Genomic DNA, 18095 nt, shown 5'->3' with positions numbered 1-18095 from the left:
GTCGTACGTTGGGGCTGGAAATGCTCAGCCTCGCGGCAGCCCGGCTGCCTCCCGTGCGAGGCGGGTGATTTCCTGCCAGTCTTCGCCCTCGACCGCTGCCCGGGGGGTCAGCCAGCTGCCGCCGACGCAGGTGACGTTCGCCAGCGACAGGTAGTCCGGCGCGGAGGCCAGGCTGATGCCGCCGGTGGGGCAGAACTGCACGGCGGGAACGGGTGCGCCGATGGCCGCAAGGTAGTCCGGCCCTCCGGCGGGACCTGCGGGGAAGAACTTCATGGCGGTCAATCCACGCTCGAGGACGGCCATCACTTCGCCCACGGTGGCCACGCCGGGAAGGACCGGAACGTCGAGTTGCAGCATGTGGTCCAACAGGGCAGGCGTTACGCCGGGGCTCACCAGGAACTGGGCGCCCGCTGCCATAGCGGCGTCGGCCTGCGCCGGGGTGAGGATGGTGCCGGCTCCCACCAGGATGTCCGGAACTTCATTGGCGATCCTCTTCAGCGATTCGAGGGCAGTGTCCGTGCGCAGTGTCAGTTCGATAATTGAGATGCCGCCTGCAACCAGGGCGCGTGCCACCGGGACGGCGTGCTGCGGATCGGCGATGGTGACCACCGGGATGACGGGGGAAACATGCAGGGCGCTGGTTGCGTCAGCCATGGGTGATCTCTTTTCTCAGGCCGTCCAGCCCGTCGGTGTCGATGATGTTGTACCAGTGTGTGAGCAGTTCCGTGAAGGCTGTGTTGGCCGCGAGCCCGGCGTCGAAAATGCTTCGCACGCCCAGCAGCGCCGGAATGACGGCGGCGGCGGTGCGCTCCGCGGGGAGTGCGGCGCTGAGGTCCGCCGCGAGGGGATCGTTCAGCTCGTTCGCGGGCGTGGTGGCCACGTGGTGCATCCACGCTGCCACGGCGAGCACAGCCCACTTCGGTTCGCGCCCGGCGTCGAGGTTTGCACGGATAGTGGTCAGCAGCCGCAGTCCGATCTTTTGCGAGCCGTCGCTGCCCACCTTGGCGGTGGTGTGTCCCAGGGCCGGGTTGGCGAAGCGGTCCAGGATCTGGGCGCAGTAGGTCTTGCCGTCCAGGCCTTGGGGCAGGCTGATGGTGGGAAGGGCGTCCTCGCCCAGCATGAGGCGGCACGCCGCGCGGAAGGGATTCTCCCCCAGGGAGTCTGCGATGGTCACCTTCCCGGTGGCGAGGCCGAGGTAGGCGAGCATCGAATGGCTGGCGTTGAGCAGGCGCAGCTTGGCTGCCTCCCACGCGGCGACGTCGGTGCTGAACAGCGCACCGGCTTCCTCCCATGCCGGCCGCCCAGCGGCGAACTTGTCCTCGATGACCCACTGCATGAAGGGCTCCGCCACCACCGCGGCTTCGTCCCGGAGTCCGAGTTCATGCTCGACGGCGGCGAGGTCGCCTTCCGTAGTGGCCGGCACCATTCGGTCCACCATGGTGGACGGGAACGTGACGTTGGCATCCAGCCAGGCGAGCAGCGGCTCCGCTTCCGTGTTCGGCAGGGCCGCGGCGAACGCACGGACCAGGGTTCCGGTCAGCTCGCCGTTGCCGGGCAGGTTGTCGCACGAGACGACGGTGAGCGGACCGGCCCCGGTGCGGGCGCGCTGCTGGATGCCGCGGGCGATCTGTCCGACCGCCGTCTGCGGCGGCCGCCCGGCGAGGTCGGCCTGGACCTGCGGGTCGGCGGTGTTGAGCGAACCCGTGCTCGGATCGATCCGGTATCCCTTTTCCGTGACGGTGAGCGTGACCACCTGCGTGGTGGGGGCGGCGATCCGCTCCACGACAGTGTCGGGATCGTCCCGGCCGGAAATGGCTTCCACGATGCTGGACACCACGCGCAGCGGAGCAGCTCCGCTGCCCCGCTCGGCCACGGTGAACAGCCCGTCCTGCGGTGCGAGCTGGCGTGCCACGGTGTCCGAGCGCTGGGTCACCCCCACTATCCCCCAGGCTGAGGAGCCGGTGGCGAGCATGGCGTTTTCGGTGAAGACGGCGGTATGGGCACGGGCGAAGGCGCCGAGGCCGAGGTGCACAATGCCGGGCTTGAGCGTGCCGGGGGCCAGCGGCGGCTGGTGCTTGCCGGCGGCCGCGAGAGTGGCTGCGTTTAGGCGTGTGATGGCTGCGCTCCCTCGTGGGGTGGCGCGACGGCAGATCCGGCATGGGAGCGGGTCTGTTCCAGGGTGGGGATGAAGCCTGTGCCGCCCTTGCCGCCCACCACCAGCGACGCAGCCGCCGCACCAAGGCGGGCCGCCAGGGGAAGGGCGTCCCCCAGGACCATCCGGGCGGTCAGGGTGCCGACGAACGCGTCACCCGCGCCGGTCTGGTCCACCACAGCGGGCGCCGGGATGGACTCGATCCAGGTACTTCCTTCGCCTTCACCCTCCAGCTGGATCCCGTCTGCGCCGCAGGTCACGGCAACGTTGGCGGCGCCGAGGCCGCGCAGCTTGGCCGCCGCGTCCACCGCGGTGTCGCAGCCCAGGAGCGCGGACGTTTCACCGGGGAAGGAGGGGGTCACCAGGAACGTGCGCGGAGCAAGGTGCAGGAGCGCCGCCGTCGCCTGCTCCACTGAGGTGAGCCGCGGCCGGAAATTGGGATCGAACACAAAGCGTCTGGCCAGCGCGGAGGCCTTGAGGACGGCGGCGCGGGACGATTCCGAGATGGCGCAGGCAATGCCGCCTGCCACCACGGCGCCGGCGGCCGAGAACACGGCCGGGTCAACGTCATCGGGGCCAAGGCTGGATCCGACACTGCCGCTGCGGGCGTAGGAGAACTCGCGCTGCCCGTCCGGGTCGCAGTGCACCAGGTAAACGCCCTGCTGCCCGGTCCGGAACGTCAGCAGGTCCGGGGAAACGCCGAGTTCAACGATCCGGGCAGCGATCGCCTTGCCAAGGTCGTCGTCGGTCAGTACTGACAGCAGGCCCACGCGGGCGCCGGCTGCCGCCGCGGCAGCCGCGACGTTGAGTGCGTCGCCGGAAATACCGAGCTGGGCCGGCACTCCGTGCGCGAAGGCCACGTCGGTGGCCACCTCAACGAGGATCTCCCCCATAACGACGACGTCGAACGGGGCCACGGGTTGTTGGTTGGAGTGGCTCACCAGTCATGCACCGATCCGTCGAGCCGCCGGTTGACGGGCAGGTATTTGGGGTCAAAGGGGAATCTTGCGGCTGCTTCCTCGTTGAACTCTACGCCGATGCCCGGGGCGTCGCCGGGGTGCATGTAGCCATCGTTGAAGCTGTAGGAAGTAGTGAACACTTCGTTGGCCGGCTCCCGGTGGCCCATGTATTCCTGGATGCCGAAGTTCGGGATGCTCATGTCCACGTGCAGGGCCGCGGCGAACGACGCCGGCGAAAGGTCGCCGGCGCCGTGCGAGCCGGAGCGCACACCGTAGAGGTCCGCCAGGGAGAAGATCCGGCGCAGGTGCGTGATCCCGCCTGCGTGCGAAACGGACGTGCGGATGTAGTCGATCAGGCGTTCGGTGATCAGCTGCTGGCAGTCCCAGATCGAGTTGAACACCTCGCCCACCGCAATGGGGGTGGTGGTGTGCTGCCGGATCAGGCGGAATGCCGACTGGTCCTCGGCCGGCGTCGGATCCTCGATCCAGAACGGACGGAACTGCTCGAGGGTGGCGCCCAGCCTGCCGGCCTCGATCGGCGAGAGGCGGTGGTGGACGTCGTGCAGGACGTGGACGCCGTAGCCGAATTCGTCGCGGACGTGGGCCATCATCTTCGGCGCGAAGTCCAGGTACGCCGAGGTCTCCCACGTGTCCTCCTGGGGTACGTTGCCGCTGGCCGGTTCGTAAAGTTTCCCGTCCACCGGCGCAATGCCGTAGGTCTTGTCCAGGCCGGGAACCGCAGCCTGTGCCCTGATGGCCTTGTACCCGAGGTCCAGGTGGTGCTGGAAGTCGGCGCTGAGGTCCTCAAGGCTGGAGCCGCTGGCATGCCCGTAGACCATGACGCCCTCGCGGGCGGCACCGCCCAGCAGTTCGTATACCGGCATGCCGGCAGCCTTGCCTTTGATGTCCCAGAGTGCGACGTCGATGGCGGCGATCGCCGTCATGGTCACCGGCCCGCGGCGCCAGTAGGCACCCTTGTAGAAGTACTGCCAGGCGTCCTCGATCCGGCGCGCGTCGCGGCCGATAAGCAGCGGGCAGAGGTGTTCGGACAAGTATGACGCCACAGCCAGCTCGCGGCCGTTGAGGGTGGCGTCGCCGATGCCGGTGATGCCGTCCTCGGTTTCAATAACGAGCGTGACGTAATTCCGTCCGGGTGACGAAACCACTACCCGTGCGTCGGTGATCTTCACTGGTTGGTCCTTCGTAGGTATCTGGATCTGCATGTAGGTCGCAGCAGGTGTCGTTATGCGCTCCCATAACGACACCTGCTGCTACTCAGTTGGGCTGAGCCGGAGCATCACTTTGCTGCTGCCGGCGGCAGCGTCGCCGAAGACGCGCATGGCTTCGGCGGCCTGGTCGATTCCGAACGTGTGCGTTATGACCGGGGATACGTCCAGGCCTTCGGCCATGGCGCGCAGTGCGTCGGTGATCTCGTCCACAAAACGGTAGGAACCGATCCAGGTGATTTCCCGGGTGACCAGGTCGCCCAGGGCCGCCGGGGCCGGAGCTCCCGGCAGGTTTCCGACCTGGACGAGCCTGCCGCCCCGGGCCGTGGCCCGCAGGACGCCGCCCAGCACCGCGGGAATCCCGGAAGCCTCGAACACCAGTTCCATGTCCTCCGGCAGGGTGCCCCCGCCGGAGACGTTGCGGACCTCGTCCGCGCCCATGGCCTTGGCGATCTGCAGCGCCGCGTCGTTGATGTCGGCGGCAATGACCGTCCTGGCACCGGCGTGCTTGGCCGCTGCCACCACCAGGGAGCCGATGGGGCCGGCACCGTTGACCAGGACGTCCCGGCCGGTAAGGTCACCGGCGCGGCCGACCGCGTGCATCGCGACGGCGAGCGGTTCGGCCAGCGCACCGTGAAGAGTGCTCACGCCGTCGGGCAGCGGGCGGATCTGGGAAGCCTTTGCGAGCTTGCGTTCGCTGAAGCCGCCGTCGGTGTGGGGGTCAAAGGCCGCGGAACCGAAGTACCGGATCTGCGGGTAGAGGTTGGTCCTCCCCCTGAGCCGGTCAGGCATGGTGCCGTTTCCGACGAGTTCGGCAGGGTGGACCGTAACCGGCTGTCCGATCTCCAGGTTTTCGACGCCGGCGCCCAGCTGGGCGATCCGGCCGGCCACCTCATGGCCGAGGACCAGCGGCGACTTCAGGGCCGCGGTCCCGGAGGCTCCGTGGCGCCAGTACGAAAGGTCAGATCCGCAGATGCCGCCCCATTCGACGTCGAGCACTACCTCCCCGGGGCCAGCCTCCGGCTCCGGCCGTTCGTCGATCCGGAGATCGTTGGCGCCATGGACTACGACGGCTTTCATACGGCGTCTTCCAGGCGGACCATGTCGCGGCCGCGGACCTCGGGTCCCACGAAGGCCGAGACCAGGGTGATCAGTGAGTAGGCGATGAGCATCGCAGCCAGGGGCCACCAGTGGCCGGTGATTGCGGTGAGGGTTGCTGCAAGCAGCGGCCCGATGGCGGTGGCCAGGATGCCGCCGATTTCCTTGGCCAGGGCCAGCTGGGTAAAGCGGGTGCGGGCGCCGAAGAACTCGGCCATGGTGACGCTCTCCATGGCGAAGAGGCTCAGCACTCCCAGGTTGAGGCCGATCACCATGGCGACGGTGATGAGGACCGTGTTTCCACTGGTGACCATCATCAACATGGGGATCGCGAACAGCGCGGTGAGGGAACTCAGTGCCAGGTAGAGCGGACGGCGCCCGAAGCGGTCACCGAGCATGCCCATGACGGGGATGGTGAGGAACCCCAGCAGTGAGCCGTACATGATGGCGGTGGTGCCCACGCTCTTATCGACGAGGAGGACGGTGGCGAGGTAGCCGATGAGGAAGGTCTGGATCAGGCCCGAGTTGCCTGCCTGTCCGAAGCGCAGGCCCAGGGCGATCAGGAACGCCTTTCCCTTGCGCTGATGCAGCGCAGCTTCGATGGTGCTGGTGTTGGCGAGCTCTTCGGCGGCAGCGATTTCCCGCTTGGACAGTGCCACGCCATCCACAACGTCGGCACGCTCTTCGAAGACGGGGCTTTCCTTGACGGAGCGGCGGACCCAGACGGCGAAGATCATGAGCACGAAGCTGAACAGGAACGGGATGCGCCAGCCCCAGCTGAGCAGGTCTTCTTCAGACAGCGTGGAGACGAGGATTGCCCAGATGGCGGAGGCGGCGAGGGTGCCGGAGTTGGTGCCGAGGCAGACGAGAGAGGAGATCAGGCCGCGCCGGCGGGCCGGAGCGAACTCAGCCAGCATCACGGTGGCTCCGGCGATCTCGGCACCGGCACCAAAGCCTTGCGCCAGCCGCAGCGCGACCAGCAGGATGGGAGCCCAGACTCCGATCATCGCGTAAGTGGGCAGGACACCGATGAGCGTGGTGGACGCACCCATCAGGGCGATGGTGATGAAAAGGACCTTCTTGCGGCCGATCCTGTCACCCATGCGGCCGAAGTAGACGGCACCTGCGAGGCGGGCCACGTAGCCTACGCCATAGGTTGCCATGGCGGCGATCAGGCCGATGACCGGGCTGACGTCGGGAAAGAAGAGTTTGTTGAAAACGATGGCTGCTGCCAGCGAGTAGAGCTGGAAGTCCATGAACTCCATGGCCGTCCCCAGCCAGCCGGAAACCGCCACTTTGGCCAGTTCACGGGTGGGCTTTGCTTCCGGCTTGGTTGTCGGCGGCGCGATGCTCTCAGTCATCTAATGCTCCTTTGCAGGCGATGAAAAACGAAGGGGAGAGTGTGAACGGAAGCTGGACTGCAGATCCTCTGTTGTGATCCGCCGCATTCCGTTTGCTACTACCATACAAGCACTACCATTCTAGTGTGTCAAGAGTCTTATACTGGAGCCATGGCAACCGAGAAAAGCGGCAAGGGACAGCAGCCCCGACTGTCCGTGAGGGATCAGACCCTGGAAACGCTTCGGCGTCGCATCATTTCCCTGCAACTTCCCCCTGGTGAGCCGCTCTCAGAGAACGAACTTGCACAAGAAATGGGCGTGAGCCGCACGCCCGTGCGCGAAAGCCTGATACTGCTCCGCGAAGAAGGCCTGGTCCAGGTCTTCCCGCAGATCGGTTCCTTTGTTTCCCTGGTGGACCTGGCGCGCGTCTCGGAGGCCCAGTTCGTCCGTGAAGCCATTGAATGCGCGTCCCTGCGGGACGTTGCGGCGGACACGGCGGGCCTCGCCGGCCTGCGGGAGATGCTGCAAAGCCAGGCGGCGGCCGACGCCAATGGTGATGTGGAGGAGTTCTTCCGCCTCGACGAGGACTTCCACCGCGAACTCCTTCGGCTGGCCGGCCATGAGTCCGCATGGGCTGCGGTCAACTCCGCCAAGGCACACCTGGACCGCGCCCGGCGCCTAAGCCTTCGCGACACCAGGCCGGTGGCCACACTGATCGAGCAGCACACGGCGGTGGTGGACGCACTGGAGGCCGGCAAGCTGGCCGAGGCCGACAGCAGCCTTCGCCTGCACCTGCGGGGCGTCTTCGAAGACGTCCAGCGCATCCAGGAATCAACCCCGGAACTGTTTTCCGATGGCGCCGCACCACGCGCCAGCCGCCGGAGCGTCGCCCGCCTGACGTAGTCTCACAGTGAAGCTGCTTGGGTTATACAGGTGTGCCGTCAGGCATGCGGCAACCTTCTTGTGTTCGGCGTACAAGGCATCATTGCGCCGGGGGCCAGGATAGCGGGGACTGTCATAAGCAGGGCCACGGACGCCTAGAGCGGTCCATAACCTGCATTGCCATAGGGGTCACGCCAAGTGGCCAGATCCTCTTCGACCGCCTGGCGGAGAACACCGTTCTCCTGCACCCTTCGTCGGAAGGACTGCCTGGCCCGGCCCATTACTGCCGACGGGACCGCAATGCAGGCCACCAGGAGAGCCACAATGAGCAGGTACGCACCAATCAGCGAAACGCTTGTGCCGCGTTCGGCGGCCGTTGGTGCGGCCGCGGCCATGGCCGCACCAACGAGGCCGGCCAGTACGGCCACCATGGTGATGCCGCCGCGGGCGTTACCGGGGCCTCGGGTGATAAGCAGCTTGTCAGTATTGGGAAGCCTGCCACGAACCCGCTTCCACGAGGTCAGGCCAAGCACCAGGAGGGCGGCACCCAGTGGGCCGAGCACCAACACCGGGGCAGGGTTTCCTGACATGGCTGAGAAGAACGCACCCGCCACAGCCAGGACGGGTCCGCCGGCGATCGCACTGCTCCAGCCTGCCGCCAGGGTCCCTTGAGTATCGGCTAATTCCCGCAACCGGGAAGGGGCGGTCTGCGGGCTGATACGGGCTAGTTCCGGGGATAGCCAGTAATCGAGGGGACCGCTCACTTTGTTCTTGGGCACTGTTCTCTTTCGGGTCCGGCCGCTGCAGGGATGGTTTCGTTCAGGATCCGTGATCCCACTTAGTGTGCCGTCACGTCCGCACGAGCTCAAGTCACGACTTCGGGGGCATAGCAGTCGATGAAGTGTTCGATGAGAGGTTCGTGGTCCCCTGAGCGGACCACGACGGAGAGCTCGGTGATCAACGCAGCGCCCATTGACAAAAATCTGAGCATAGTCATAATTGATTACAGTCAATAAAAATCAGAGCCACCCAGGAGTTCCCTTATGGACAACGCACCTATGCGCGGCCGGAGGGCTTCCCCCGATATCGCTGTGCCAAGAGCAGCACCCACTCAACCAATACCCACCCAAAAAGGAGCATCACGGCATGCGGGCGTTCGTCGTTACCAAGTACAGGGAGCCGCTGCGCGAAGCGGAGGTTGCCGAGCCAATCGTCGGGGACCGGCATGTCTTGGTGCAGGTGGAGGCGGCGGGCTTGAACCAGTTGGACGAGAAGATCCGGCTTGGCGAATTTAAGCAGGTCCTCCCCTACAAGCTCCGGCTGATCCTCGGCCATGATCTCGCGGGTACCGTTCTCCGCACCGGGTCTAAGGTGCGGGGGTTCAAACCCGGCGACCAGGTCTACGCCCGCCCCGCCACGGACCGCATCGGCACGTTCGCCGAGCGCATCGCCGTCGCCGAGGAAGACTTGGCACTGAAGCCCGTGACAGCCAGCATGGAGGAGGCCGGCTCACTGCCACTCGTTGCCCTTACGGCTTGGCAGGCCCTCGTCGAGCAGGGAAGCGTTCAGGCGGGGCAGAAGGTTCTCATTCACGCCGGCGCTGGCGGGGTCGGCTCGATCGCCATCCAGCTCGCCAAGCACCTCGGCGCGACCGTTGCAACCACCGCGAGCGGCTCCAACGCCGACTTCGTGCGTGACCTCGGAGCGGACATCGTGATCGACTACCGCACCCAGGACTTCGAGCAACTCCTAACCGCATACGACCTTGTGCTGGACAGCCTCGGTGGGGAGAACCTGGAGAAGTCTCTGCGCATCCTCAAACCCGGCGGCAAGGCGATCGGGATCTCCGGGCCGCCGGACCCGGCGTTCGCACGCAAAGCCGGCCTGAACCCAGTGCTGCGACTGGCGATCACCGTGCTCAGCAGCAAGGTCCGGCGGCAGGCCAGGAAGCTCGGCGTCAGCTATGAATTCCTCTTCATGCGTGCCAGTGGCGACCAGTTGCGCCAGATCAGTGCCCTGGTGGACGACGGCGTGCTGCGCCCCGTGGTAGGCAAAGTCTTCGATTTTGACGACACCCCACAGGCGCTGCAATCCCTCACTCAGGGCGGCATCCGCGGCAAAGCAGTGCTCAGCCTTAACGACTGATCCGCCGCCAGCCCTCCACCAGCCCACCCTCCAGGAGAAAGACCGTCATGAACAACAACGACACCCCGCAGGACTCCGTCATCACCTCCTACGCGAAAGCACCTACTAAAGCCATTGCCGCAAGGGGCACCACCTATGCCTACCGGGAATTGGGACCGAAGGGCGGCATTCCCGTCGTCTTCTTCGTGCACCTCGCGGCCACGATGGATAACTGGGATCCACGCATCGTGGACCCCATTGCCCGGAACCGCCACGTCATCACCTTCGACCAGCCCGGTGTTGGCGCATCCAGCGGGCGGGTTCCGCGCAGCATCGAGGCGATGGCCGACGACGCCCACAACTTCATCACGGCGCTCGGCTTCGATAAGATCGACGCCTTCTCCTTCTCGATGGGTGGCATGATCGCCCAGGACCTGGCCCTCAAGCATCCCCACCTTGTCCGCAAGCTCGTGCTGGCAGGGACGGGCCCGCGGGGAGGCAAGGACATGGACAAGGTGGTCGTCACCACCTATTGGGACATACTCCGCGCAACCCTGACACGGTCGGACCCAAAAGAGTTCCTGTTCTTCAACCGCAATTCCACCGGCAGGCCTGCCGCCAAGGCGTTCATCAAACGCCTCCACGAACGCACGATGGACCGTGACAAGCCGATCCGCACCAGTGCATTCCAGACGCAGCTTAAGGCAATCCAAAAGTTCGGCCGTTCGGCCCCGTCGGACCTGTCCGCGCTCACGCTCCCCACCCTCATCGCCAATGGCGACAACGACCGTATGGTGCCCTCCGTACTCTCCGAGGACCTGCACCGCCGCATCAAGGGATCCGAACTGATCATCTACCCCGACTCAGGCCACGGCGGCATCTTCCAGCACCATGCCAAGTTCGGCCGTGCCGCCGCCGAATTCCTCGCCAACTGACCCAGGCTCGGAAAAGAAGGCAATAAAAGACACCTCGTCGGTCACCGCACAATCGGACATGAAGCACTTCACCTGACTCGCGCGACCGATCGCCCTATACTCATAATTGAGTCCAGTCAGTTTGAATCCGGAGGAGTCCTCATGCCTGTCGCTTCCCAGCCACTCGGACGGCGCGAGCGGAACAAGCAGCAGAAGCTGGAACGGATCACTGCCGCAGCCAGTGAGCTGTTCGCAGAACACGGGATCGAGGATGTGACCACGCAGCAGATCGCTGATAAGGCCGACATTGGCAACGGAACCCTGTTCCTCTACGCAAAGACCAAGGGAGAACTCCTCCTGCTCGTGCAGAATGCCCACTACGCCGAAGCGCTCGAGCGGGGCCGGGCAGATGCTGACACCATCCCTGATGCACTGGATGCGGTGATGGCCGTTGTGCAGCCGATCGTGAAGTGCAACCGTGTCCAAGTCCATAATGGCCGCACCTACCTGCGGGAGATGGTCTTCGGTGACCCGACGGAGCCAAGCCACAGTGAAGCCCTTCGCGTCGTCGCGCAGACTGAGGAAGCCATCGCTGCAGTCTTGGGCCGCAATGGACTTTTTAGCGCCAGTGATGCCGCAACCACCGCACGCATCGTCTCGGCAATCATGTTCCTCAGCATGGCAGTGAGCGCGGATCCCGCTATTCGCGTCGAGGATATCGTGCAGGACATCGGGACCCAGGTCCGCCTGCTCGTTACCTCGGACCGCAGCCCTTCCTAGCTCCGCCCTGCGATCAAGCGAAAACATCTAAGGCGTACGACGGCGGGAGGCACCCGCCGTCGTACGCCTTTTCGTTCCCAACTGAAGCGCTCCGGCACGATCCGGAGCCCAGGGTGTGGACGTTGTCCACACCCTGATTTGGTTTTTCGCCTAGGGCAGCTGGAAGTGGCTAGGCATCGATCACCATATCGGTCCGCGCGGTGGAGCAGCAGGGCAGGAACTTCCCTGCATCGATTTCCCGTGCCCGGATGCCGCCCTGGTGGTTCATCTCCACCTCCCCTGAAAGCTTGACCACCTTGCAGGAACCGCACATGCCTTCCTTGCAGTTCGCGCCGATCCTGACGCCGGCGCGCTGGGCCGGGCCAAGGATGTGCTCGGTGGGGTCGATGCGCACATTGATGCCGGTGCGCATGAAGGACAGGGTGAGGCTTCCCGTTCCCACTGTGTCGAAGCTCGAAGCATCAGGGGCCGCGGCCTCCGCCCCCACATCCGAACTGCCGTCGGAGGCCCCGGAATCGGGTGCGTTCGGGTCGACGGTTTCCAGCGGCAACCCCGCAGCCTTCAGGGGCCCCTCCGCGTCGTAGCCGGGCTCGTAAAGCCCGAACGCTGTGGGCTGGCTTTCGTAGTAGTCCTCGGCGGAATCCGCGATTTCTTCGGCGATTTCCTCGGCGATGTCCACTGCAAGCGCGAGCTCCGCCTGGTATTCAAGGATCGTCTGGCGATCACCCGTAAAGAATTCCATGTGGATGGAGGTGTCGTCGACGCCCACTTTCCCGAGGAGCTCGGTGGCGGTGTTCAGGTAGCCCTCGGGGCCGCAGGCATAGACCTGGCGGCCGTTGGCATCCGGGGCCACCTCCTCCAGCATGGCCGCCGTCAGCCTTCCACTAAGCCCTTCCCAGCCCTCGGGTATGCTGCGGTCGCCCAGCGAGTAGAAGACCTTGATGCGCGAATCCACGGACGCGATGTAGGCCAGTTCCTTGTGGAAGGCAAAGCCTCCCGCCTCCGCTCCGTGGTAGAGCACCACCACATCGGCCTGTCCGGGCAGGGAGTGAATGGTCCGCACCATCGACATGATGGGGGTAATGCCTGCACCGGCGGCCAGCAGGAGGTACCGAGCCCGCCGGTCGGCGTCGGGCAGGTGGAATGCCCCCACCGGTCCGAGCATCTCAAGGACGGTGCCGGGTTTGATGTTCTCGTGCACCCACGGTGAGACCAGACCAGTGGGATCACGTTTGACTGTAATGTCGAAGGTCCACGGTTTGGTGGGCGCGCTGGACAGCGAGTAGCTGCGGTCCAGCGGATCATGGTCCTCGCCGTTCACGGGGAAGGCAACGTTGACGTATTGGCCGGCACGGAACGCCAGGGGCGCACCGTCGGAGCGACGGAACACAAAGGTCATCATGCCGCCCACTTCGGGAACAATCTCGACACATTCGGCCATGAACTCCTGCGGATGCCAGGGACCCAACGCACGGGCAGCGCTGGCGGGTCCCTCGGTGCTGCCCATCACCCTGTTCCACGGCATCTCAAGACCGCGAATGCGATGTGGTTCCTGGACTACGGTCTCAGTGAGGAGTTCAGTCATGCCAAGTGCTCCTGGACGCGCTGCACGTACCAGTTGATGAACGCCTCCACCTGGTATTCGCTCTTCATGTAAGGGCCGGGCTCGTAGGCGGGGCTGCCGGCGCCCGTCTGGCACAGCTCCACGAACGCCTTGTCCTGCAGATTGGTCTGCTTCCAGGTGTAGGTGAGTTTGTCCAGGTCGTAGTCGACGCCTTCCTCGGCGTCGTCAGCTACCAGCCAGGTAGTGCGTACCAAGGACTGGTGTTCGTTGATGGGGAAAACGCCGAACGTGATGACATGGTCCCCCAGGAAGTGGAACCAGCTGTTGGGCTGCAGGTGCATCGAGCAGCGGCCAAGGCGGAAGTCCCGCAAGTCGCCGAGCAGCTTCTTGGACAGCCTGCGCCCATCGGGCGAGAACGATTCGCCGTCGCCGTCGAGCGATTCCCGCGAGATGCGGATTCCCGCTATGCGGGTGTCGAGCTCCTCCACAACTTCGTAGGGAAGGCCATAGCGGCGGCAACGCTCCTCGAGCGAGGACTGTGCTTCCTTGTTGCGGTCCCACACTTCCTCAAGGTGGGCCGGAATCAGGCCCTCCGTCAGGCCCCAGGTGGGGAAGAGGGAACAGGCGAGCTCCGGGTGGCCGTCGCAGTGGTAGCACTCACGGTTGTTCTCCATGACGAGCTTCCAGTTGCCCTCCTCGACGATGTTCTGCTGGTAGGCGATTTTCGTCTTCGACAGATCGTGGGGCGCGAGGTAGGGCTCGAAAATCTTGGCGGTTTCGTCAAAATCCGCCGGCGGTTCGTCCGCAATGCAGACGAAGATGAGTCCGGCAACCACCCGGCTGTGGGCGCGCTTGAGGCCGAAACACCCCTTGTCGAACTTCGTCTCCCCCGGTGCAGAGGCGTGGATCAGATTGCCCTCCGGAGAGTAAGTCCAAGAGTGGTAGCCGCAGACCAGGTTTCCTGTTGACCCGGCGGGCTGAGTCAGGACGCGGGCGCCGCGGTGGCGGCACACGTTGTGCAGAACGTTCACGCCGCCGTCGTCATTGCGCAGCACGATCAGGGAGTAAGGCCCATAGTCGACGGTGACGTAGTCGCCCGGCTCCGGGAGTTCGGCGATGCTGGCGGCAAAAATCCAGTGCTGGCCAAAAATGGCCTCCATGTCGATCTTGAAAATCGTGGCATCGGTATAGAAGGGCGCGTCGAGGGAATATCCCTTGCGCCGGAACTCGAACAGCTCGCTGATCTCCGTCAACTGCTCTGCAGGCAAAGATGAAGCGAGTTTTCCGCGTGAGTTGAGGGGCAAGACTGGAGCAGACATGTGTTTCCTCCCGGGAGGCCTGGGTAAGTATGCGTTTCGTGACGACCACGGTGCGTGGTGCAACCGCGTTGTCGAAATCCTTGTAGTCATGAGATTAGGGACGATTGAACTGCAACAAAAGCGCAAGATTTAGAAGATAACCGTGCATAATAGGTGCATGATTGACCCAAGGCTCATCACACTTCGGGTGTTTGCCCGGTGCGGCACCATTGGCGCGACTGCGGAGCTGACAGGTTATTCTCCTTCCGCCGTCTCCGCGCAGTTGCGGGAGCTCCAGCGCGTGCTTGGAATGCAGCTGCTGACGAAGGACGGCCGGGGTGTGCGGCTGACCGCCACGGGCCGCTTTCTCGTGGCGGGCTCGGACACCCTCATTGCCGAATGGGAGAGCCTGCGCGCCGCAGCCATGGAGGCCGGCGACCAGGTGCAGTCCCATTTTGGCCTCGGCGGATTCTCCACGGCAGCTGCACAGTTGCTCGCGCCGCTGGCAGCTACCCTGCGCTCAACACGCCCTCTGCTGGATGTCCAAGTACTCGAGGCCAACCCGGACCGTTGCTTTGACTTGTTGGTTGCCGAGCGAATCGACCTCGCGGTCATCGTCGCCATGCAGTCCGACACCTACGTTGAGGACGATCCGCGCTTCGAGCAGACCGTTCTGCTTGACGATCCCCTGGACGTGATCATTCCGGCTGACCATCCGTTGGCATCGCGGGAAACGGTGACGCTCGAAGAGCTGGCATCGGAACCCTGGATCACCGAGGCCGCCGGCTCCACCTACCATTCGCTATTCACCGCGGCGTTCACGGCAGTCGGAGTGACACCGAGGATTGCCCATGAGGCCGTTGAATGGGAAACCCAGATCGCCTTCGTTGGCGCGGGGCTGGGCGTGGGCCTGCTGCCGCGACTGGCACCCCTGCGTGGAGCCGAAAACGTGGTTCGACTGCGCATTACTGGCAAGGGGAAGCCCGCTCGCCGCATTGTCGCTGCGGTGCGCAGCGGCAGCATCGCATCGCCCCTGATCCAGGAGTCGCTCGGCATCCTTCAGGTCAGGGCCAACCGGATCCTCACTGCCCGGCCCGAAGACGATCTCTGAGACCGCTTGGCTGGAAACGGGATTCGTTGGGAGCTGTTTGGGTGCGCATTTAGACTGCACACTTTGAGTCGCCGTCGATGGGGAACATCTGGCCGGAGATGGTGCGGGCGTGCGGCCCGGCGAGGAACAGGATCAGCGCGGCAATGTCATCAGGGTTGATGAACTTCTTCACGGACCGGTTGTCCATGGCGGAGTCAATTTCCTTCTGGAGGGTGCGCCCGGGGACGGAGGCGCGGCCTTCGAAGACGCTCATGATGCGCGGGCCGTCCACAGCTCCCGGATGGATCGTGTTCGAGGTGATGCCGAAGGGCCCAGTTCCATGGCGAGGGTCCTGGCAAAGCCGACCAGTCCCCACTTGGTGGTGGAGTACGCAACACGGTGCGGGTACCCGAAGCGGCCGGCCAGGGAGGACATGGTCACGATAGAGGCTGCGTCGGATTCCTTCAGCAGCGAAATGGCCCGCTGGGTGAGGTTGAACGTCCCCTTGCAGGTTGACGCCCACGAACGGCGGCGAAAGCCCCGGCGTCGTATTCCTCCACCGGGGCGGTGGGGCCTCATCCTGCCAGGGAAACGACGGGTGGGCCATGATGATGTTCAAACGACGCGATTACCGGGCCCCTGAGTTCGGGCTGCCCCGGCTCACTGCCGTTGGTTTGTCGCGCAGCCTGGTCCCATTTGCGAAGCTGCCGCATGGCGAAGTGCCATGCGGAGACGGGAAGGGTGACGGTCAACTCTTCATCGACGGGCGGCCACCCGGCCCAGCCGTCCTTTAACGCTCATGCTCACCTCGAGCGGGATGTCGGAGTCTGCAGGCGAGCCACCAGGCACGTCAGGCCCCTCCGCTGATCTGGCCGTTGCGTCGGTCTTCGTTCCGGAGTTTCACCGAATACGGGAAGTAATCCAGGGTCAACTGGATGCGGGGATCGGGGTGGGTGAGGAACCATTCGTAGGCGTGGTCATCGGCCGCCTCCCACCAGGGCTTGGGGAGGCCTTTGAGTTTCCGGGCCTTCCTCCCCCGCCATTCTTCGGTGACGTTAAAGTATCCCTGGAGGACTCCGAGTCCGAAGAGGGCGGCGAAGAAAAGCATGACCAACGCCATGAGCGGCATCTTGAACAGCACAAGGAGCCCGAAGATGACACAGGCAAGGGTGGCCGGGAGAAAGATCAGGACGGTTCCCAGGAGGCTGAAGTAGAAGGAGCGAATCACGTGCTGGTCGCCGCCGCCGGAGCTTGCACCGATGCCCCATTCTTCCTTCGTGTAGGCGTAGACGGTTTTACCTGTTTTGGCGTACCCGTAGTAGTACGGACGGTTCACTGCCCGCAGGAAGTGCGCGTCGGCAGCCTTCTTTTCCCCCACGACATCAACCTTATCGAATGTCTTGGTCAGGCGGTACGCCTGCTGAAATATGAATGGGCACCGCTGGAGCGATCATGGTTGATCGTTCCGGGCCGGGCCTGTTGTGCCGGCCGGATTCTTGGCGGTTGGAAGTTCGGTGTCGTCGTCACCAACAACCCCAACACCGACCCGGCCTGGAGGCCAGACAGCCAGAGGGAACATCTTCTCCAACAACACCGCCATCGGCAACGCGCCAGGCGGCGGCACCCTCACCTATCCCATCGGCCGAGGATGCACACCGACGCCTTGCACAAAGGACTACCCAAAGGTCGACCTGCTCGACATGAACGTCAACCCCGACGGCACAACCCTCAACACCTGCAACACGCGTTGGCCGGAAAGCATCAGCTGCCAATAGTGGCTGGGAGGAAACGCAGAACACATTAAGTCGGTGGTTCGTCTGCAGCGCAAAGGGTCTGCGCAGGGGCGCGCCGTTGTCGATCCCGAAATATAGACACCGACACGACAAGCGAGGCAAACGCCTACGTTTACGTGTTTTCAGAGGTCGTGTGGACAAATTTCAGTGCCCGCCAGCTCAGGCCTTCCCTGTCCGTATGAGCGGTCATCGTCGCTTCCGGCCCAGACGACACCGCCTCCGGGGCAGGTCATCACGTCGAACGCCCGGCCATCAAGGTGCGCCCGCACGTGACGCCCGTCATCCTCGACCACTTCCCACCCCGCCGCTGGCAGCGCTGCACGATAGTGCTGCAACACATCGACGTCTTCCGGGAGCACAAACCAGCGCGTACAGCCGGCGACACCACTCATGCCGCCGCCACCCTTAAAATGGCCGATGTGCTCGATGGAATCGAACACCTGCTGAGACTCACGGTCTGCGGTGGCCATGGGCTCGTCAGTGCCTTCGGTCACGCACTGCGGAGCGGAAACAAACTGTTTCTCCATCTTCTGCACCAGCGCCGCAGGGGTGACAGCGAACATACCGATCAGCATAAGGACCGGAACGGCCACGGCCGTCAGCCGCATCCACCGTCTTGTCGAGAGCATGAAGCCGATCAGCGCAACCACCACGACCAGACCGAGCGCCAATCCGGAGGGACCGGACGTCAACCCCCACATGAACCCCTCGAACGCCGTATCGGTGACACCACCGTACATTGCCATGAAACCGTAATGGACCAGCACAGCCAGGAGGGCCAGTCCTGCCCCAATGACGAGCAGCACCGCGGCAGAGACGACTCGGCCGGTGACGGGCATGGCTCATTTTAGTCCTGCGTGGCCACATGTCAGCAG

At 64.5% G+C, this 18095-nt stretch carries 16 protein-coding genes and 1 pseudogene; 5 read left to right on the top strand and 12 right to left on the bottom strand.

What is annotated here, in order from left to right:
* Positions 1–24: 24 nt before the first annotated feature.
* From eda to Q8Z05_RS17685, 6 genes are all read right to left on the bottom strand, one after another.
* Positions 25–654 (bottom strand): bifunctional 4-hydroxy-2-oxoglutarate aldolase/2-dehydro-3-deoxy-phosphogluconate aldolase, encoded by a 630-nt coding sequence (eda, locus tag Q8Z05_RS17710; protein WP_305940878.1) that lies wholly within the window; start codon positions 652–654, stop codon positions 25–27.
* Entirely contained in the window at positions 647–2032 is a 1386-nt protein-coding gene (locus tag Q8Z05_RS17705) for a mannitol dehydrogenase family protein (protein WP_305940877.1), read from the bottom strand. The genes eda and Q8Z05_RS17705 overlap by 8 nt, the downstream gene beginning before the upstream one ends.
* 71 nt (positions 2033–2103) lie before the next feature.
* Positions 2104–3045, bottom strand: a complete 942-nt coding sequence (locus Q8Z05_RS17700; RefSeq protein ID WP_305943612.1) for a PfkB family carbohydrate kinase — start codon at positions 3043–3045, stop codon at positions 2104–2106.
* Between the two features lie 44 nt (positions 3046–3089).
* Positions 3090–4301, bottom strand: a complete 1212-nt coding sequence (gene manD / locus Q8Z05_RS17695) for a D-mannonate dehydratase ManD (RefSeq protein WP_305940876.1) — start codon at positions 4299–4301, stop codon at positions 3090–3092.
* An 81-nt stretch (positions 4302–4382) separates the two neighbouring features.
* Positions 4383–5417 carry an L-idonate 5-dehydrogenase gene (locus Q8Z05_RS17690; protein WP_305940875.1) on the bottom strand — a complete coding sequence of 345 codons (1035 nt, stop codon included), beginning with the start codon at positions 5415–5417 and terminating at the stop codon, positions 4383–4385.
* Positions 5414–6796, bottom strand: a complete 1383-nt coding sequence (locus Q8Z05_RS17685; protein WP_305940874.1) for an MFS transporter — start codon at positions 6794–6796, stop codon at positions 5414–5416. Before Q8Z05_RS17685 ends, Q8Z05_RS17690 begins: the two co-directional genes overlap by 4 nt.
* Before the next feature lie 150 nt (positions 6797–6946).
* On the opposite strand from Q8Z05_RS17685, the gene Q8Z05_RS17680 reads away from it, so the two are divergent.
* Positions 6947–7678 (top strand): GntR family transcriptional regulator, encoded by a 732-nt coding sequence (locus tag Q8Z05_RS17680; RefSeq protein WP_305940873.1) that lies wholly within the window; start codon positions 6947–6949, stop codon positions 7676–7678.
* Positions 7679–7812: 134 nt separating this feature from the next.
* Here Q8Z05_RS17680 and Q8Z05_RS17675 read toward each other — a convergent pair whose 3' ends face one another.
* Entirely contained in the window at positions 7813–8436 is a 624-nt protein-coding gene (locus Q8Z05_RS17675) for a hypothetical protein (protein WP_305940872.1), read from the bottom strand.
* Between the two features lie 367 nt (positions 8437–8803).
* Here Q8Z05_RS17675 and Q8Z05_RS17670 point away from each other — a divergent pair, with 367 nt between their 5' ends.
* From Q8Z05_RS17670 to Q8Z05_RS17660, 3 genes are all read left to right on the top strand, one after another.
* Complete coding sequence (locus Q8Z05_RS17670; protein WP_305940871.1) at positions 8804–9802, top strand: NADP-dependent oxidoreductase; 999 nt, start codon at positions 8804–8806, stop codon at positions 9800–9802.
* 47 nt (positions 9803–9849) lie between these two features.
* Entirely contained in the window at positions 9850–10716 is an 867-nt protein-coding gene (locus Q8Z05_RS17665) for an alpha/beta fold hydrolase (protein ID WP_305940870.1), read from the top strand.
* A 141-nt stretch (positions 10717–10857) separates the two neighbouring features.
* The gene (locus Q8Z05_RS17660; protein ID WP_305940869.1) at positions 10858–11475 is read left to right on the top strand and encodes a TetR/AcrR family transcriptional regulator; all 618 of its coding nucleotides are present in this window, start codon (positions 10858–10860) and stop codon (positions 11473–11475) included.
* A 169-nt stretch (positions 11476–11644) separates the two neighbouring features.
* On the opposite strand, the gene Q8Z05_RS17655 is transcribed toward Q8Z05_RS17660, so the two are convergent.
* Together Q8Z05_RS17655 and Q8Z05_RS17650 are read right to left on the bottom strand one after the other, a co-directional pair.
* A complete protein-coding gene (locus Q8Z05_RS17655; RefSeq protein WP_305940868.1) occupies positions 11645–13060 on the bottom strand; it encodes a ferredoxin reductase in 1416 nt (471 codons plus the stop codon).
* Positions 13057–14358: an aromatic ring-hydroxylating oxygenase subunit alpha gene (locus Q8Z05_RS17650; protein ID WP_305940867.1), complete on the bottom strand. Its 1302-nt coding sequence runs from the start codon at positions 14356–14358 to the stop codon at positions 13057–13059. The genes Q8Z05_RS17655 and Q8Z05_RS17650 overlap by 4 nt, the downstream gene beginning before the upstream one ends.
* Positions 14359–14515: 157 nt before the next feature.
* On the opposite strand from Q8Z05_RS17650, the gene Q8Z05_RS17645 reads away from it, so the two are divergent.
* The gene (locus Q8Z05_RS17645; protein ID WP_305940866.1) at positions 14516–15448 is read left to right on the top strand and encodes a LysR family transcriptional regulator; all 933 of its coding nucleotides are present in this window, start codon (positions 14516–14518) and stop codon (positions 15446–15448) included.
* 49 nt (positions 15449–15497) lie between these two features.
* Here the strand turns inward: Q8Z05_RS17645 and Q8Z05_RS17640 are convergent.
* From Q8Z05_RS17640 to Q8Z05_RS17630, 3 genes and pseudogenes are all read right to left on the bottom strand, one after another.
* Positions 15498–16006, bottom strand: a pseudogene (locus Q8Z05_RS17640) (SDR family oxidoreductase).
* A 271-nt stretch (positions 16007–16277) separates the two neighbouring features.
* Entirely contained in the window at positions 16278–16805 is a 528-nt protein-coding gene (locus Q8Z05_RS17635) for a hypothetical protein (protein WP_305940865.1), read from the bottom strand.
* A gap of 537 nt (positions 16806–17342) precedes the next feature.
* Positions 17343–18059, bottom strand: coding sequence for a hypothetical protein (locus Q8Z05_RS17630; RefSeq protein ID WP_305940864.1), 717 nt, complete (start codon positions 18057–18059; stop codon positions 17343–17345).
* Between the last annotated feature and the right edge of the window lie 36 nt (positions 18060–18095).

Source organism: Arthrobacter oryzae (genome assembly GCF_030718995.1).
GTDB lineage: Bacteria > Actinomycetota > Actinomycetes > Actinomycetales > Micrococcaceae > Arthrobacter > Arthrobacter oryzae_C.
The sequence above is the reverse complement of the archived record's forward strand: the minus strand, read 5'-3'. Positions and strand labels throughout refer to the sequence as shown.

Excerpts from the sequence above, each read along its gene's own strand:
- eda (WP_305940878.1), bottom strand. The coding sequence starts at position 654 with ATGGCTGACGCAACCAGCGCCCTGCATGTTTCCCCCGTCATCCCGGTG.
- Q8Z05_RS17700 (WP_305943612.1), bottom strand. The coding sequence starts at position 3,045 with ATGGGGGAGATCCTCGTTGAGGTGGCCACCGACGTGGCCTTCGCGCAC.
- Q8Z05_RS17690 (WP_305940875.1), bottom strand. The coding sequence starts at position 5,417 with ATGAAAGCCGTCGTAGTCCATGGCGCCAACGATCTCCGGATCGACGAA.
- Q8Z05_RS17685 (WP_305940874.1), bottom strand. The coding sequence starts at position 6,796 with ATGACTGAGAGCATCGCGCCGCCGACAACCAAGCCGGAAGCAAAGCCC.
- Q8Z05_RS17680 (WP_305940873.1), top strand. The coding sequence starts at position 6,947 with ATGGCAACCGAGAAAAGCGGCAAGGGACAGCAGCCCCGACTGTCCGTG.
- Q8Z05_RS17670 (WP_305940871.1), top strand. The coding sequence starts at position 8,804 with ATGCGGGCGTTCGTCGTTACCAAGTACAGGGAGCCGCTGCGCGAAGCG.
- Q8Z05_RS17665 (WP_305940870.1), top strand. The coding sequence starts at position 9,850 with ATGAACAACAACGACACCCCGCAGGACTCCGTCATCACCTCCTACGCG.
- Q8Z05_RS17660 (WP_305940869.1), top strand. The coding sequence starts at position 10,858 with ATGCCTGTCGCTTCCCAGCCACTCGGACGGCGCGAGCGGAACAAGCAG.
- Q8Z05_RS17655 (WP_305940868.1), bottom strand. The coding sequence starts at position 13,060 with ATGACTGAACTCCTCACTGAGACCGTAGTCCAGGAACCACATCGCATT.
- Q8Z05_RS17650 (WP_305940867.1), bottom strand. The coding sequence starts at position 14,358 with ATGTCTGCTCCAGTCTTGCCCCTCAACTCACGCGGAAAACTCGCTTCA.
- Q8Z05_RS17645 (WP_305940866.1), top strand. The coding sequence starts at position 14,516 with ATGATTGACCCAAGGCTCATCACACTTCGGGTGTTTGCCCGGTGCGGC.
- Q8Z05_RS17630 (WP_305940864.1), bottom strand. The coding sequence starts at position 18,059 with ATGCCCGTCACCGGCCGAGTCGTCTCTGCCGCGGTGCTGCTCGTCATT.